Origin of the sequence: Bradyrhizobium sp. (assembly GCF_030693485.1) — a bacterium.
Lineage (GTDB): Bacteria > Pseudomonadota > Alphaproteobacteria > Rhizobiales > Xanthobacteraceae > Bradyrhizobium.
Genome location: NZ_JAUYAN010000308.1, coordinates 25,859 through 41,273, shown reverse-complemented (window position 1 = coordinate 41,273; position 15,415 = coordinate 25,859). Strand labels below are relative to the sequence as shown.

The window sequence follows — 15,415 nt, the reverse complement described above, 5'->3', positions numbered from 1 at the left end:
CCCCTGATCGCCTGTTCACGGAAAGCCCGGAGGCTTCAGATCTTGAATCAAAGCGACCCGACAGATCATGCGCTTGCGGCCATTGCCAGCATTCTCGATCATCCGGAAACCCAACGCGAGCCGGAGAAATCGGCAGTACCGGAGAAATCGGCGGTAGAGGAACAGTCCGTTGCGCCTGTCGCGCCCGAAGCAATCGAGGCCGAGGGCTATTCGAAAATCGGCCCCGGCCCGATGGCCGCGATCCGCTTCAGATGGACGGTTCGCCGCGACGCCAATGACGAATATTATGTGGACGAGACGATCGGCGAGAATTCCGCGCCTATCGTCAGCGGGCCGCTGGCGCCGGATGAAGCGATCAGGTTGGTGGATGATCGTGCGAGTGCGGCGCGGGAGCGATTCGAACAGATCAGAACCGAAATGTCCGGACGCGCCGCGGCGGCGAATCTGGTCCGCAAGGACAGCGGCGAAATGTAGTTTTCCCCGTCAGCTCAGGCGGAAATTGACCGCGTCCTCCGGCGTCAACTAGACTACCGCATTGAACCAAACCTGTTAGCCCACGACTCATAACCGTCAAAGTGATGTAGGTCACGTTGCAAGAGACGGTAGCAACGTACGATGGATACTGAGATTTTCCCGGCTCAGGAGATCATGATGAAAACGCTTTTTGCGATCGCCGCGTTGTTGCTGGCAAGCACCGCAGCGCAGGCCCAGTACACATTCGACTACGGCGGTCGCACCATTACCATCGATCCCGATCGCGGAACGGTTTCGATCCCGGGCGTCTACGACAACACCGGAAAGAAAGCCAAACGCGATCAGGACAGCGATCGGCCGCGCAAACAGACACCGCAGCAGGCCAAGAGCGATCCGCAGGCGCCGGCTGCCGCCCCCGCACTGCCCCAGCAGGCCCCGGCGCCCGCCACCACGGCAGTCGAGCCTTCGGCGGTTCCCGCGGCTGTTACACCAGCACCTGTGGCCGCAGCGCCAGCAACGACAGCCGTGGCCCCCGCTGCGACCGCGACCCAACTCCCGACCAGGGCTCCCGCCCCCCAGGCCCAACAGGATCCGCCCCCCGCTGTGGCTGCCCAGCCTGCACCGGCGCCTGTCGTTGCGACGGCTCCAGCGGCGGCGCCCGTACCAGCACCAGGTCCGAAGCCGCAGGCGGCCGTCCCCGCCGCCGCGGCCAACTCACCGCTCGGCGTGTGGCTGACCGAAGAGAAGGAGGGCAAGGTTCGGATCGAACAATGCGGCCCCAACCTCTGCGGATACTCCGTCGACGCCAAATCGAACCAGAACGGCGAACAGGTCCTGATCAACATGAAGCCCGGCAAGGACGCCAAATGGAGCGGCCGGATTCTGGATCCGAACAGCGGCAGCACCTATGATTCGACGATCGCGCTGAAGGGCTCCGACCGGCTGCGCGTGCAGGGCTGCGCGTTCGGCGGAATGTTCTGCGGCGGCCAGACCTGGAGCCGGCTGAACTAGGCCATTCAACTCCATCGGTGTCGGGCCGGCCGAAATGGTGGGCCTCGCGGCGTCGTGGATGACGCCAAAACATGCGTTTTCTGTCGGCGTGATTCCCATCACATTCCGCTCCGTGCGGATATGCGACCATGCTCCCGTCATCAAGGGGAGAAGCGCCATGGAATCATTTCGCAAGATACACATCGCCAGCCGCATCCTGCTGCTCGCGGGCATCGCGATCGCCACGCCCGCCGCAGCTGCGACGTTTGACGGGGCCTGGAACGTGCAGATCGCCTCGGGCAACGTGGCGTGCCCGAGCGGGACGAGTGTCTCGATCGGCATCAACAATGGTCAGGTGGCTTCCAACGATTTCGCCGTCACCGCCTCGGGCCGCGTCGCAGAAGCCGGCACCATCAGTGTCACGCTGAGCAGCGGCATGAAGCGGGCCGTCGGCTCGGGCCGCCTCACCGCGACATCGGGATCGGGCACCTGGCGAGGCGCCATGTGCTCGGGCACCTGGACCGCGCAGCGGATTTGAGGAAATTGCAGGGCGGGCGCACGCGCCCACCATTCCTTTCGCAGGCTCACCACGTTCGAAGATCGGCACGGCGCGAAGGCGCGCCTTTGCCCACCTTACGCATTTGCCGTTGATCCAATTCTCATCAGCAAACGCGGCAGCGACCGGTCCGGGATCGATTGGGACGGAACGGACCCCACATGAAGCGCGCCCATTCGTTCGTAGAACGGGACCGCGCCGGGATCGGCCTCGATCATCATCCTGGTTGCGCCGAGTTCGTGCGCCTTCGCCGTTGCCCATTCGAACAGAAGGCGACCAATTCCCGCACCCAGCATGGCAGGTTCAACAAATAGCTTGAGAAGGTCTGCGTTCGCACCCATGACCTTGATTTGAGCGAGGCCAACTACCGTTGCATCACGTTCCGCCACCTGAAGGCTGGTGGTAAGAAGCTCGTGGAACTCAATCGTCAATTCAGTCCGGCAAGCCGCCAGGAATTCGGCGTCGTATCCCCAATGGGCCTTCGAGCGGAGGCATAATCCGCTTAAGCTCGAAAGCTCATTCTGCAGCACATTACGGAGCCGGATCACCGATACACCGCCTGTACTCTTGCAAATGTGCAGAATCATCCGCCAGGTTTCGCCGCATATTCCTCGTCGGTTACCGGCTCCATCCAGTTGACGAAACTTCCGTCCAGCGCTTCCTGCATCGCGACGTGCGTCATGCCATTGGTTGACGAGGCGCCATGCCAATGCTTTTCGCCGGCGGGAATCCATACCACATCGCCGGGACGTATCTCATAAATCGGGCCGCCCTTGGTCTGGACCCGGCCGACCCCCGAGAGGACATAGAGCGTCTGTCCCAGTGGATGCGTATGCCAATTGGTGCGCGCGCCGGGCTCGAAGGCAACGCGGTTCGAAGCAAGCCGCGCCGGGGCCTCGGTGGCAATGATCGGATCTTGCCAGACCGTGCCGGTGAAATACTCTTTTGGCGCGCGGCGTGTGGGCCGCGATCCCGCGAGATGGATATCCATGGTGTCCTCCTTGTTACCGACGCCTTATCGTTGCGCCCTGGTCATTTCTTCGAGGCGGCGTAGCGCGCCTTGGTTTCGGCGTTCATGGGATAGAGACCCGGCAATACCGCGCCGGCATTCACCTGATCGACGATCCAGGCTTCCATGCGCTCCTGCTCGGCGCCTTCGGCCAGAATGAGGTCGAGGAATGCCGCCGGGATCACCACGGCGCCGTCCTGGTCGGCGACGATGATGTCATTCGGGAAGATCGCGACCCCGCCGCAGCCGATCGGCTCGCCCCAGCCCACGAACGTCAGCCCGGCGACCGAGGGCGGTGCGGCAAACCCGTCGCACCACACTGGCAGGCCGGTGCCAAGCACGCCCTCAAGATCGCGCACCACGCCGTCGGTCACCAGCGCCGCCACACCGCGCTTGGCCATGCGGGCGCACAGGATATCGCCGAAGATGCCGGCGTCGGTGACGCCCATGGCGTCGACCACGGCGATGCAGCCTTCGGGCATAGCCTCGATCGCGGTCCGGGTCGAGATCGGCGACGACCAGGATTCCGGCGTCGCCAGATCCTCGCGGGCCGGGACGAAACGCAGCGTGAAGGCCGGGCCGACCAGCCGGGGCTGGCCCGGCCGCAACGGTCGTGAGCCCCGCATCCAGACGTTTCGCAGGCCCTTCTTGAGCAGAACCGTGGTGATGGTGGCGGTGGAGACGCGCGACAGGGTCGCGATCGCTTCAGGGGTCAGGGACATCGCAAAATCGGCTCCGGTCGGGATGGATGGGGCGCGCATCTTGCGGGGCACGGCCATCGCGTCAAGTGGCCTTGGCGATGAAGCTGCACCGCGCCCGGCGATCATCACCTGTTATCATGGGTATGCGGATTAATTTATTGAACTTGCAGGTTGATTTGCACGAAGCGAATTCCACTCCGGCGCAAAACGCGCTACAGCACGACATCCGCCGAAGAGTCATGAGGCCATGTCCGCGAAACTGCCCCCGCCCCGCCTTTTGCCTAGTGGCGACAGCGCCATCACGGTGGAATTCAGCCGCAACATCGACGACATGGCCAACCAGCGCGTGTTGGCGCTCGATCGCACGATCGCGCGCCAGACCATTGCCGGCGTGACCGAGGCGGTACCGACCTATCGGTCCCTGCTGGTGCATTACGATCCCCTGCAGATCGGTTTCGACGCCCTGAGCGCGCAGCTGCTGGCGCTGGCTCAGCTGCCGGTTCCGCCGTTCACGACGACACGGCGCTGGCGCATCCCCGTGGTCTATGGTGGCGAGCACGGCATCGACCTCGAGGACGTCGCCCGGACGCTGAGCACCACGCCGGACGATATCGTGGCGCGGCATGTCGCTGGTGATTACCGGGTCGCCATGATCGGATTTACGCCGGGATGGTCCTATTTAAGCGGCCTGGACAAATCGCTGCACCTGTCGCGGCGGCAAAATCCGCGGCTGCTGACGCCGGCCGGCACGATCTCGATCGGCGGCGTGCAGACCGGCGTGCAGTGTCTCGCGGGCCCGAGCGGCTGGCATCTGCTGGGACGGACTCCGGTCCGCACCTATCAGTTGCATCGCGATCCCACCTTCCTGCTCGAACCAGGGGACGCCGTCTCTTTTGCCGCAATCGATAAGAAGACCTTCACGGAACAGGACCGCGCCGCCGAGCATGGCGAGATCGTCGCCGAATTGATCGCCGCATGACCAGACTCGTGATTTCAGCGATTGGTCCCGCGAGTTCGGTGCAGGACGGCGGACGACACGGCGCCCAGCGTTACGGGCTGACGCCGAGCGGCGCGATGGACCGACTCGCGCTGGCGGCGGCGAACGTTCTGGTCGGCAACGTGCCCTTGGCGGCGGCGATCGAGATCGGCCCGTTTGGCGCTACCTTCACCGCGCGCGACGGCGCGGTTCGCGTCGCCCTGGCCGGCGCGCCGCGCAATGCCGACATCTCCGGGCGCGCCGCGGCATTCCATAGCTCGATGACGCTCGCCGACGGCGAGGCGCTGACGCTGGGTTTTGCGCGTGTCGGCTCGTTCAGCTACCTCGCGATCGAGGGCGGCATTGCGGGCGAGCCGATGTTCGGCAGCCTCGCGGTCAATGCCCGCGCCGGCCTCGGCAGTCCCTATCCGCGCCCGCTGCAGGCCGGCGACGAATTGCAGACTGCGGCGGCTACCGGCGCGGCCGAACGGCGGATCGAGCTTCCCGCGCTGACGGACGCGCCGATCCGTGTGGTGCTGGGTCCGCAGGACGACGAATTCGATGACGCCCAGAAGCGACTGTTTCTGGACGCGGAGTGGAAGATATCGGCCACCAGCGACCGCATGGGCTATCGGCTCGAAGGTCCCGTGATCAAGCATCTGCACGGCCACAACATCGTTTCCGACGGCACCGTCAACGGCAGCATCCAGGTGCCCGGCAACGGCGCGCCGATCGTATTGATGCCGGACCGCGGCACCAGCGGCGGCTATCCCAAGATCGCTACCGTGATTTCAGCCGATCTCGGGCGCTTCGCGCAAACACCGGCCGGCAAGGTTTTTCGGTTCCAGGCCGTCAGCATGGCAGAAGCGCAGGCCGAGTTCGGAAAATGGGCGGAGTTGCTGCGCACCCTGCCCGACCGTGTCAGGCCGATCGAAAACTTTGATCTCAACATCGAAGCGCTGCAAGATGCCAACGTCGCCGGCGCCGCCGTCAGCGCCGTCGATGCCGGAACGTGGTCCCCCTGAAACAACGCGAGCAAACAAAATGAAGACAGTCGATCTGAATTGCGATCTCGGCGAGGGATTCGGCGCATGGGAGATGGGCAATGACGCCGCCATGATCGATCTGGCCACCTCGGTCAATATCGCCTGCGGTTTCCATGCCGGCGATGCCGACATCATGCGCAGAACGGTGGACCTTGCGAAGGCGCGTGGCGTCAGTATCGGCGCGCATCCGGGCTATCGCGACCTGCACGGCTTCGGCCGGCGGCCGGTTCCCGGCATGAAGGCATCGGAGATCGAAAATCTGGTCGCCTACCAGATCGGCGCGTTGCAGGCGATCGCGACCGCGGCCGGCCACAAGGTGACGCATGTCAAGGCGCATGGCGCGCTGTCCAATGTCGCCTGCGAGGACGACATGACGGCCAAGGCGATCGCCTCCGCCATCCGGGCGGTCGATCCGAACCTGGTTTTCGTGGTGCTCGCCAATTCAAAGCTGGTGCAGGCCGGCGAAGCCGCCAATTTGCCGATGGTGCACGAGGTGTTCGCCGACCGCGCCTATGAGGACGACGGCTCGCTGGTGTCACGGCGCAAGCCCGGCGCGGTATTGCACGACCCGAAGGAAATCGCCGACCGCGTGGTGCGGATGGTGCAGGACGGCGCGGTGGTTTCGGTCACCGGCAAGGTGATCAAGATGCGCACCGACACCGTGTGTATTCACGGCGATACGCCCGGCGCGGTCGAGATCGCGCAAAGCATCCGGCAGGCGTTGAAGGCGGCAAAGATCGAAGTCAAGCCGTTCAAGGTGAATTCGTAGGGTGTGCAGAGCGTCGCGTGCCCACCACAGCGCCAGTAGCGTCAACGAAAAAAGGGGGGGCACGGCGCATACGCGCCTTTGTCCACTCTACAAAATCAGAACGGATGAACCGACAGCGTGCCGAACACCACGGCCGCGATCAGCGCCAGCGAGCCGTAGAGCGCGGCGGTATGAAACCCGGTTCCGCTCTGTCGCGAAAGCTGACGCGCGTGAAGGTGCAGGCAGGTTTCTGCCGATAGTTCGCGCATGGTCGATCTCCAACGCAGCATGGCCCGGTAATGAAGGGCTGTTCGCCGCTGCTTGCAAGATGATCGTGAAAATAGCGATGCCGGCGCCCAAATGGCGTTGCTTTACAGCCTAAAATTCTCCGAGGGGAATTCCGGCGAGAATATAATTCGCCAAGATTTTCAGCAAACTGACCGTCATCCTGAGGTGCGCGCACTTGCGCGCCTTGAAGAATGGCCGTGCGCACCGTCTTCGTGTCCATCCTTCGAGGCGAGCCGAAGACGGCTCACACCTCAGGATGACGGCGGCGCAGCTTCAATACACGTCCTGCTGGAACCGGCCCTTCTTCTTGAGATCGGCGACAAACAGCACCGCCTCGTCGGTCGACCGCGCGCCGAACTGCGCGACGATATCGACCAGCGCGCGCTCGACATCCTTCGCCATCCGCTTGGCGTCGCCGCAGATGTAGATGTTCGCGCCATCGGCCAGCCAGGTCCAGACTTCGCGGCCGAGTTCGCGCATCCGGTCCTGCACATAGAATTTCTTGTCGCCGTCGCGCGACCACACCAGCGACAGCCGCGTCAGCAGGCCGGCGGTTTTCATCGCATTCAAGTCGTCGGAATAGAAGAAATCGGATGCGCTGCGTTGATGGCCGAAGAACAGCCAGTTCTTCCCCTGCGCACCGGTCGCCTTGCGGTCGAGCAGGAAGGCGCGGAACGGTGCGATGCCAGTGCCGGGCCCGATCATGATAATCGGCACCTTTGGATCCTGCGGCAGCGCGAAGCCGTGGGCCTTCTGCACATAGACCTTGAGTTCGTCGCCGGGATTAATGCGCTCGGCGAGGAAGGTGGAGGCGAGCCCGATGCGCTTGCGCTTGCCGATCACGTAGCGCACGCAATCGACCGTCAGCGACAGTTTGCCGGGCGTCGCATTGTGCGACGAGGAAATCGAATAGAGCCGCGGCTGAAGCGGCTCCAGCGCCTCGACGAAAGCCTCGGGATGCGGACGCACGCCTGAAAATTTCTGCAGCGCCGCCATCACGTCGAGCGTGGTGGCATCGCCATCGGGATCCTCGCCCTGGGCCAGCGCCCGCGCCTTCTCGCGCTGCGCGCCGCCGGTGATGAAGGAAATCAGTTCGAACAGGCTGTCCGGCGCCGGCGCCAGCGAGACTTCATCGGTCAGCACTTCGCGCAGGGTCTTGCCGCGCACCTTGGTGGTGTGTGAGGCGCCCAGCAAGGCGATGATCTGGTCGACATGGCCGAGATCGTTGCGGGCGAAGATGCCGAAGCTGTCGCCGACGACATAGTCGAGGCCGGCGCCCGAGAGGTCGAAATCGATATGCCAGGTTTCCTTTTCCGATCCGGCCTTGTTGAGCAGCCGGCGCGACAGGAAGGTGGCCGCGACGGGATTGTCGCGGGACCGCCCCGGCTCCGCCGTGACTACGGGTTCCGCTGCGGCAGACGCTACTGCAGCCGGGCCGGACGCCGCCGGCGCCTTTTCCAGTTCCTCGTTCAGCGCTTTCAGCATTCGGGCGGTTTCCTTGCCGCCGGGGACGCACAGATTGAGGCGCGGCTCGGCCTTGCTCGCGATCGCGTCCGAATAGTCGTGGCAATTGTAGCCGCATTGGCCGCAATCCTGCTGCGCCATCGCCGCCATCATGCGCCGGCGCAGCGGCCGGCCTTCGGCCAGCTTCATGCGATCCGATATCGGCATGGTCTGGTCGTGCCAGGGCGCCTCGCCATCATCGCCATCGCCGGCCGGGCCTTGCAGCATGGACGCGCCCTGCTCCGACGACAGCGGCGTCGGACCGCCATCCGTCAACAGCCCGGCAAAGAAGCCGTTCAGCCAGGAGCGCTGCGCGTCGGAATACGGCGCGCTGGAGGGAATGATCTCGATCTTGGGGGGCGGTGTCATCTGGTTCATGTCGAAACCTCGGCATCGGCCAATTTGCGCAGCGTCTCGCCGTCATGGCGGCGCGCGAAGCTCAGGAACGTCTCGTCCGGCGAGGTGCGATGGGCGATGTAGGCTTTCAGCAACCGCTCGACATAGACAGGTGCGTCTTCCGCGGTGACGTCATGAAACACCTCCTGCCCCATCTCGGCTTGCGGACCGAAGCCGCCCCCGGTGAAGACATGGAAGCCATCGACGGTGTCGTCGCTGTCGCCAACCGCGATGCGCGCGCCGACCATGCCGATGTCGCTGATGTAATGCTGCGCGCAGGAATGGTGACAGCCGGTGAGATGGATGTTGATCGGGGTCTCGACCGGCACCCGCGGATCGCACCAGTCCGCGATCCGGGCGGCGGTGCGCTTGGTGTCGGCATTGCCGAACTTGCAGCCGGCGCGGCCGGTGCAGGCAATCAGCCCGGCGCGGATTTCCGAGGTTTTGATCGCCAGGCCGATCGCCTCGATCGCGGCCGTGGCCAGCGCCACCTTGTCGTCGGACACGCCTGATATCAGCAGATTCTGCCAGACCGTGAGGCGGATATCGCCATCGCCGAGGTCTTGCGCGATTTTGGCGAGGCCGCGCATTTGATCGCAGGTCACCTTGCCCAGGGGCAGTGCGACGCCGATCCAGTTCAGGCCGTCCTGCTTCTGCCGGTGCACGCCGATATGGGCGGTGCGGTCGAACGCCGGACGGGGCGCGAGGGCTTCCTGCGGCGCCCGGGTGAAGGGATGGCCGAGCTTTTCCTCGACCAATACGAGGAATCTTTCCATGCCCATGCCGTCGACGACGTATTTCAATCGCGCCTTCAGCCGGTTGGTGCGATCGCCGAGATCGATGAAGACGCGAACGATGGCGTCCGACACCCTGGTCGCATCGGCCGGCTTGACGATGATGCCGGTATCGGCGGCGAAATCCTTGTGGCCGGTGATGCCGCCGATGCCGAGCTTAAACCAGACGCCAGGCTCGACGTCGAAACCGTCTTTGACCTCGACCGCGGCAAAGGCGATGTCGTTGGTGTCTTCCAGCACCGCGATCTTGCCGGCGCCGTCGAAGGCGACATTGAATTTGCGCGGCAGGCCGGTCAGCGAGCGGTCGTTGAGGATGTGGTAGTGCCAATCGCGGGCGTATTCGCGGGTATCGAGCAATTCCTGCGGGTCGATACCGGCGGTCGGCGTGCCCGTGACGTTGCGAATGTTGTCGGCGCCGGAGCCACGCGAGCACAGTCCGAGGTCCTGAATGCCCTCGATCAGCATGACTGCGTGCGTCGGCGGGATCTCGCGCACCTGCAGGTTGGCGCGAGTGGTGACATTGCTGAACGGGCCACACAGCGGTTCGATCAGATCGGCCAGCCCGGAAAACTGCCAGTGCTTCATGATGCCGTTCGGAATCCGCAGCCGGCTCATATAGGAGTCCTGCGTCGGCCCGACATAAAACAAACCGTAATAGCGCCAGCGGAAATTGTCCGCCGGCGACGGACGCGCATCGGCGAGCGCCTGTTCCTTCAGCCGCGGATAGGCGTCGAACGGATGCTGCTCGCGCTTCCACTTTTCCTGGTCGACGAGCTTCTTGCCCGAGGCAAGCGTGCGGTCCTGCGCCTTGATGTGCGACGCTTCCGGGCCGCTCGGCTCCGCATTAGCCTTACCCGCGGCTGCGCCGCCGAGGCCGACCCGGCTGATCTGCAGGCCCGTCGTGAATCCTTCGAGGTAGCGTTTCTGCTCGTCCGTAAAATCGACTGAGAGCGTTTCCAGTTTCATGGTGCGCGACGAAGCTCCTGCGGCCACGACGGGTGGCTTCAACGGAAAAGGATTGCGACCGCGTTCAACTCATGCGAACCGGCCCGACCAGCTTCGTTGCTGCGGAAATCCATCTTGGACGTAGGCCAACGGGCATCTGCGACGGCTGGCCGCACTGCAACATTCAAGTTGCGTGCCACCCCGATTCATATAAATTATGTAGCGTATTCAATTGGTTGTATTTTAGGCTGGAGCCTGACCGCCGGCGCCGCCGCTGATTTCAAGCAGACAGCCTAATAATTAGACGGTTGGACCGGTTGCCCAACATCGTTCCACGGGCAGCCTCAGGGTTTCTGGCGACCGATCTTGAAGGCGGCCAGATGGCCGGCAATGTCATGGGCATCGAAGGTGGGGCCGGCGAAGGCGCCAATCCCGTTGGTGGCCTCCGACGGCTTGGCCTCGCGCCCCAATGCAGCGTCGTACAGGTCCGGCCGGAACACCGCCATGGCGACCATCAGCGCCTCTGGGCTAACCGCCGTCTGCCCCCACCGCACCATCTGGGCGTAGAGCCAGGCGGCCTGTACCGGATCCGGCCGCGCCGCGCCCTGCCGCCCCACCAGCAGATAGCGGCTGCTCTCGCGCATGGTTCCGTCAGGAGATATCTTGAGGCGGCCGTCGAGCGTTCGCTGGATCACCTCCGGGTCGACGCCGATACGCTCGGGTGCGCTGAGGATGCGCGCCGCCTCGGCGCGGTTCTGCGGCAGCTCGATGAATTCGGCGGCGCGTTCATGCGCCCGGATCAGGGCAGCCAGCACGGCCCGATTTTTCTCCGACCAGTCCTGCCGGACCGCCAGCACCTTCTCGACCGCGCGGACCAGAATATCGGCCACGAAATGCAGGATGTGGCCGACGCCGAGATCGACCGCCACCGAGTTCCAGGGCGCGCCGACGCAGAAGGCGTCGACATGACCGTTGGCGAGACTTTCCACCATATAGGGCGGCGGCAACACCACGAGACGAACGTCCTCGTTGGGATCGACGCCGCCGGCGGCCATCCAGAACCGCAGCTGGTAATTGTGGGTCGAGAACGGAAACGTCATGCCGAAGGTCAGCGGTTCGGCGCCGCTCTTGCGCCGCGCCGCGACCACGCGGGCCAGCGCCAGGGCCGTCGCCATCGGGTCGAACCGATCGCCCGATAGCTCCGCCATGATATCCGCATGCAGCGCTGGCGATACCGTGATGGCATTGCCGTTGAGCCCGAGATTGAACGGGGCCACGATCGGGACCTTGACGTGTCCGAGCCCGAGGCTGGAGGCGATTGCGACCGGCGCCAGCAGATGGGCTGCGTCGAAAAGGCCGATGTTGAGCTTGTCGCGGACGTTCGACCACGACACTTCCCGGACCAGCGTGACATCGAGCCCTTCGGCCGCGCAAAACCCCTTGTCGACGGCGACGATCAGGGCCGCGGCGTCGACCAGCGGAATGAAGCCTATGCGTAGCGCCTCGGTCATTTCAGCAACTCCGAAGCGGTCAGGATCGACTGCGCGATCTCGCCGATTTTCTTTTTCTCGCGCATCGCGGTGGAGCGCAGTAGCACATAGGCCTCGTCTTCGGTGAGGCCCTTCAGTTTCATCAGGATGCCCTTGGCGCGGTCGATCACCTTGCGGTCCTCGAGCGCGGACCTGGCGCGATCGAGTTGGTCCTGCAGATTGGAGAAGGCGTTGAAGCGCGAGATGCAGAGGTCGAGGATCGGCTTGATCCGCTCCTTCTTCAGGCCGTCGACGATATAGGCGGAAACGCCGGCATCGACCGAGGCCTGGATCGAGGCGGAGTCGCTCTGGTCGACGAACATCGCGATCGGCCGGCGTACCGCGCGGCTGACCTGGAACATCTGCTCCAGCACGTCGCGGCTGGGGTTTTCAAGGTCGATCAGGATGACGTCGGGGTCGAGCGCATAGATCCGGGCCAGCAAATTGTGCATTTCGCGGATATGCGTGACGCCGGTAAAGCCCGCCTCCCGCAGCCCCTCTTCGAGGATCGCTGCGCGGATCGGGCTTTCGTCAACAATGACGATCTTGGGAGACGTCTCGGAGCCCATCGATCACTCGCATTCCGTCAAAACACCTCTTAGCACGCCCGGAGCCGGCTTAAAGCCTTGTAATTGCGGACGATTGGGACTAGCTCCTGCCCATCAATCAGGCATATTCGACATGAACCAGGCCGCCGCGCCCAAAGTCAGCTTTGTTTCCCTGGGATGCCCCAAGGCGCTGGTGGATTCCGAGCGGATCATCACCCGGCTGCGCGCCGAAGGCTATGAGCTGGCGCGCAAGCATGACGGCGCGGACCTCGTCATTGTCAACACCTGCGGCTTTCTCGACAGCGCCAAGCAGGAATCGCTCGGCGCCATTGGCGAGGCGATGGCCGAGAACGGCAAGGTGATCGTCACCGGCTGCATGGGCGCCGAACCCGAGCAGATCGAGGCCGCCTACCCCGGCGTGCTGTCGATAACAGGGCCGCAGCAGTATGAAAGCGTCCTCGATGCCGTGCATCGCGCGTTGCCGCCGGTGCACAATCCGCACCTTGATCTGGTGCCGCCGCAGGGCATCAAGCTGACGCCGCGGCACTACGCCTATCTGAAGATTTCCGAAGGCTGCAACAACCGCTGCAGCTTTTGCATCATCCCGAAATTGCGCGGCGATCTGGTGTCACGGCCGGCCGGCGAGGTGTTGCGCGAGGCAGAAAAACTGGTCACCGCCGGCGTCAGGGAATTGCTGGTGATCTCGCAGGACACTTCGGCCTACGGCGTCGACATCAAATATGCCGACAGCCCCTGGAAGGATCGCCAGGTCCGCGCCAGATTTTTCGACCTGGCCAAGGAGCTCGGTGATCTCGGTGCCTGGGTCCGGCTGCAATATGTCTACCCCTACCCGCATGTCGACGAAGTCATCGGCCTGATGACTGAAGGCAAGGTGCTGCCCTACCTCGACATCCCCTTTCAGCACGCGAGCCCCGAAGTCCTGAAAGCCATGAAGCGCCCCGCCGCGCAGGACAAGACGCTGGCGCGGATCAAGAAGTGGCGCGAAGAGTGCCCCGAGCTGACGCTGCGCTCCACCTTCATCGTCGGTTTCCCCGGCGAGACCGATTCCGACTTTGCCTGTTTGCTCGACTGGCTCGAAGAGGCCGAGATTGACCGCGCCGGCTGCTTCAAATACGAGCCGGTGGCGGGGGCTACGTCGAACGCGCTCGGCAATCACGTTCCGCCGGAAATCAAGCAGGAGCGCTGGAATGCGCTGATGGCGCGGCAACAGAAGATTTCCGCCCGCCGCCTGAAGCGCAAGGTCGGCACGCGGCAGCAGGTCATCATCGACGAAGTCGGCCCGACCGTTTCGAAGGGGCGCTCGAAAGCGGACGCGCCACAAATCGACGGCGCGGTTTATTTGTCGAGCCGGCGTCCCCTGAAAGTCGGCGAAATCGTCACCGCGAAGATCGAGCGCGCGGACCAGTACGATTTGCACGGCAGCGTCGCGGGGTTCTGACACCGCTTGACATCATCAGCCCTTCGGCTGTATGGCCCTGCCCCATGATCCTGAACCGGACCAACACCCGCGCCACTTTCCGTCGTCGCTCTGTCGACGATGATGGGTCGCGCCGTGTCCGACGACAACGCTGAAACACTGGATCAGCAACGTTTTCGAGAAGGCCGCACCCGCAAAGTGCGGCCTTCCTGCTTTTCAGCCCGCTTTGCATCCCAAGTCAGCTGAGGAGTTCGACATGAGCATTGCCACGCATTCGTTTGGCGCATTGATGGAAATCACGTCCCGGCCGCCGACGATTTTCGTCCGCGGCGAAGGCTCTTTGCTGTGGGACGATAGCGGCAAGCGCTATCTCGATTTCGTCCAGGGCTGGGCGGTCAACTGCCTCGGCCATTCGCCGCCGGTTATTGCCGATGCGCTGGCCGCCCAGGCCAAGCTGCTGCTGACGCCGAGCCCGGCGTTCTACAACGGCCCCAGCCTCGAACTGGCGAAGGCGCTCACCGATCACAGCTGTTTCGATCAGGTGTTCTTCAGCAATTCGGGCGCGGAGGCCAACGAAGGCGCGATCAAGCTCGCGCGCAAAAACGGCGCCTTGCACAGAAACGGCGCTTACGAGATCATCACCTTCGAAGGTGGTTTTCACGGCCGCACGCTGGCGACGATGTCGGCATCCGGCAAGAAGGCGTTTGAACCCTTGTTCGAGCCCAAGGTGTCCGGCTTCCCCAAGGCCAGGCTGAACGACCTCGACTCCGTCAAGCGGCTGATCTCCGACAAGACCATCGGCGTCATGCTGGAGCCGATCCAGGGCGAGTCCGGTGTCTGGCCGGCGAGCGATGAATTTCTGCAGGCGTTGCGCGCGCTGACCAAAGAGCATGGCCTGCTGCTGATCCTGGACGAGATCCAGACCGGCATGGGCCGCACCGGAAAGCTGTTTCACTACGAGCATGCCGGAATCGAGCCCGACATCATGACGCTCGGCAAGGGCATCGGCGGCGGCGTGCCGCTGGCGGCCCTGCTGGCGACCAACAAGGCCTCCTGCTTCGCGCATGGCGACCAGGGCGGCACTTTCAACGGCAATCCGCTGATGTGCGCGGTGGGCCTTGCCGTACTGGCAGCGGTCAGCCAGCCTGCGTTCCTGAAATCGGCCGTCGAGGCCGGGCTGTTCCTGGAGAGTGAGCTGCAACGGCTTTCGGCGCGGCACGGCCTCGGCGAAGTCCGCGGCCGTGGACTGTTGCTGGCGCTCGATCTCAAGCACCCGATCGGCGCCTCCATCGTCGCGCAAGCGCTGGCGGACGGCCTGCTCTTGAACTCCCCGCAGCCGGACGCGCTGCGCTTCATGCCGGCGCTCAACGTGTCGCGGGAGGAGATTGCGGAGATGATCGACGGCCTCGACGCGATCCTGACGCGGGTGGGTGCGGCACGGCGGGTGGCGTAATTCGAAGTTGGTGTCATTCCG

Annotated in this window: 16 protein-coding genes; 8 read left to right on the top strand and 8 right to left on the bottom strand. The window is 64.0% G+C overall.

The window, feature by feature from the left end; translation table 11 throughout:
* Positions 1-42: 42 nt before the first annotated feature.
* The 3 genes from Q8N40_RS22610 to Q8N40_RS22600 all read left to right on the top strand — a co-directional run bounded on the left by Q8N40_RS22610 (position 43) and on the right by Q8N40_RS22600 (position 2,002).
* Positions 43-474, top strand: a complete 432-nt coding sequence (locus tag Q8N40_RS22610) for a hypothetical protein (RefSeq protein WP_305713385.1) — start codon at positions 43-45, stop codon at positions 472-474.
* Positions 475-651: 177 nt separating this feature from the next.
* Entirely contained in the window at positions 652-1,485 is an 834-nt protein-coding gene (locus Q8N40_RS22605) for a DUF2147 domain-containing protein (protein ID WP_305713384.1), read from the top strand.
* 157 nt (positions 1,486-1,642) lie between these two features.
* Entirely contained in the window at positions 1,643-2,002 is a 360-nt protein-coding gene (locus Q8N40_RS22600) for a hypothetical protein (protein WP_305318006.1), read from the top strand.
* A gap of 95 nt (positions 2,003-2,097) precedes the next feature.
* Here Q8N40_RS22600 and Q8N40_RS22595 read toward each other — a convergent pair whose 3' ends face one another.
* The 3 genes from Q8N40_RS22595 to Q8N40_RS22585 are packed head-to-tail and all read right to left on the bottom strand — an operon-like array spanning position 2,098 to position 3,751.
* On the bottom strand, positions 2,098-2,607 hold the full coding sequence (locus Q8N40_RS22595; RefSeq protein WP_305713383.1) for a GNAT family N-acetyltransferase: 510 nt from the start codon (positions 2,605-2,607) through the stop codon (positions 2,098-2,100).
* On the bottom strand, positions 2,604-3,011 hold the full coding sequence (locus tag Q8N40_RS22590) for a cupin domain-containing protein (RefSeq protein WP_305318008.1): 408 nt from the start codon (positions 3,009-3,011) through the stop codon (positions 2,604-2,606). The genes Q8N40_RS22595 and Q8N40_RS22590 overlap by 4 nt, the downstream gene beginning before the upstream one ends.
* A gap of 41 nt (positions 3,012-3,052) precedes the next feature.
* The gene (locus Q8N40_RS22585; RefSeq protein ID WP_304740306.1) at positions 3,053-3,751 is read right to left on the bottom strand and encodes a ribonuclease activity regulator RraA; all 699 of its coding nucleotides are present in this window, start codon (positions 3,749-3,751) and stop codon (positions 3,053-3,055) included.
* 226 nt (positions 3,752-3,977) lie between these two features.
* Here Q8N40_RS22585 and pxpB point away from each other — a divergent pair, with 226 nt between their 5' ends.
* From pxpB to Q8N40_RS22570, 3 genes are read left to right on the top strand one after another with little or no spacing between them, the layout of a single operon-like run.
* Positions 3,978-4,709, top strand: coding sequence for a 5-oxoprolinase subunit PxpB (pxpB, locus tag Q8N40_RS22580; RefSeq protein ID WP_305713382.1), 732 nt, complete (start codon positions 3,978-3,980; stop codon positions 4,707-4,709).
* Complete coding sequence (locus tag Q8N40_RS22575; RefSeq protein WP_305713381.1) at positions 4,706-5,731, top strand: biotin-dependent carboxyltransferase family protein; 1,026 nt, start codon at positions 4,706-4,708, stop codon at positions 5,729-5,731. Before pxpB ends, Q8N40_RS22575 begins: the two co-directional genes overlap by 4 nt.
* 19 nt (positions 5,732-5,750) lie before the next feature.
* Positions 5,751-6,521 carry a LamB/YcsF family protein gene (locus Q8N40_RS22570; RefSeq protein ID WP_305713380.1) on the top strand — a complete coding sequence of 257 codons (771 nt, stop codon included), beginning with the start codon at positions 5,751-5,753 and terminating at the stop codon, positions 6,519-6,521.
* Positions 6,522-6,616: 95 nt separating this feature from the next.
* On the opposite strand, the gene Q8N40_RS22565 is transcribed toward Q8N40_RS22570, so the two are convergent.
* The 5 genes from Q8N40_RS22565 to Q8N40_RS22545 all read right to left on the bottom strand — a co-directional run bounded on the left by Q8N40_RS22565 (position 6,617) and on the right by Q8N40_RS22545 (position 12,524).
* The gene (locus Q8N40_RS22565; protein ID WP_305318013.1) at positions 6,617-6,769 is read right to left on the bottom strand and encodes a hypothetical protein; all 153 of its coding nucleotides are present in this window, start codon (positions 6,767-6,769) and stop codon (positions 6,617-6,619) included.
* Positions 6,770-7,061: 292 nt separating this feature from the next.
* Positions 7,062-8,669, bottom strand: a complete 1,608-nt coding sequence (locus Q8N40_RS22560; protein ID WP_305713379.1) for a sulfite reductase subunit alpha — start codon at positions 8,667-8,669, stop codon at positions 7,062-7,064.
* Positions 8,666-10,447 carry a NirA family protein gene (locus Q8N40_RS22555; RefSeq protein ID WP_305713395.1) on the bottom strand — a complete coding sequence of 594 codons (1,782 nt, stop codon included), beginning with the start codon at positions 10,445-10,447 and terminating at the stop codon, positions 8,666-8,668. Before Q8N40_RS22555 ends, Q8N40_RS22560 begins: the two co-directional genes overlap by 4 nt.
* 323 nt (positions 10,448-10,770) lie before the next feature.
* A complete protein-coding gene (locus tag Q8N40_RS22550; RefSeq protein WP_305713378.1) occupies positions 10,771-11,937 on the bottom strand; it encodes a CmpA/NrtA family ABC transporter substrate-binding protein in 1,167 nt (388 codons plus the stop codon).
* Positions 11,934-12,524 (bottom strand): ANTAR domain-containing response regulator, encoded by a 591-nt coding sequence (locus Q8N40_RS22545; protein ID WP_305320300.1) that lies wholly within the window; start codon positions 12,522-12,524, stop codon positions 11,934-11,936. The genes Q8N40_RS22550 and Q8N40_RS22545 overlap by 4 nt, the downstream gene beginning before the upstream one ends.
* 112 nt (positions 12,525-12,636) lie before the next feature.
* Here Q8N40_RS22545 and rimO point away from each other — a divergent pair, with 112 nt between their 5' ends.
* Both rimO and Q8N40_RS22535 read left to right on the top strand, forming a co-directional pair.
* A complete protein-coding gene (gene rimO, locus Q8N40_RS22540; RefSeq protein ID WP_305713377.1) occupies positions 12,637-13,962 on the top strand; it encodes a 30S ribosomal protein S12 methylthiotransferase RimO in 1,326 nt (441 codons plus the stop codon).
* A 235-nt stretch (positions 13,963-14,197) separates the two neighbouring features.
* A complete protein-coding gene (locus Q8N40_RS22535; RefSeq protein WP_305713376.1) occupies positions 14,198-15,394 on the top strand; it encodes an acetylornithine transaminase in 1,197 nt (398 codons plus the stop codon).
* The last annotated feature ends 21 nt before the right edge of the window (positions 15,395-15,415 follow it).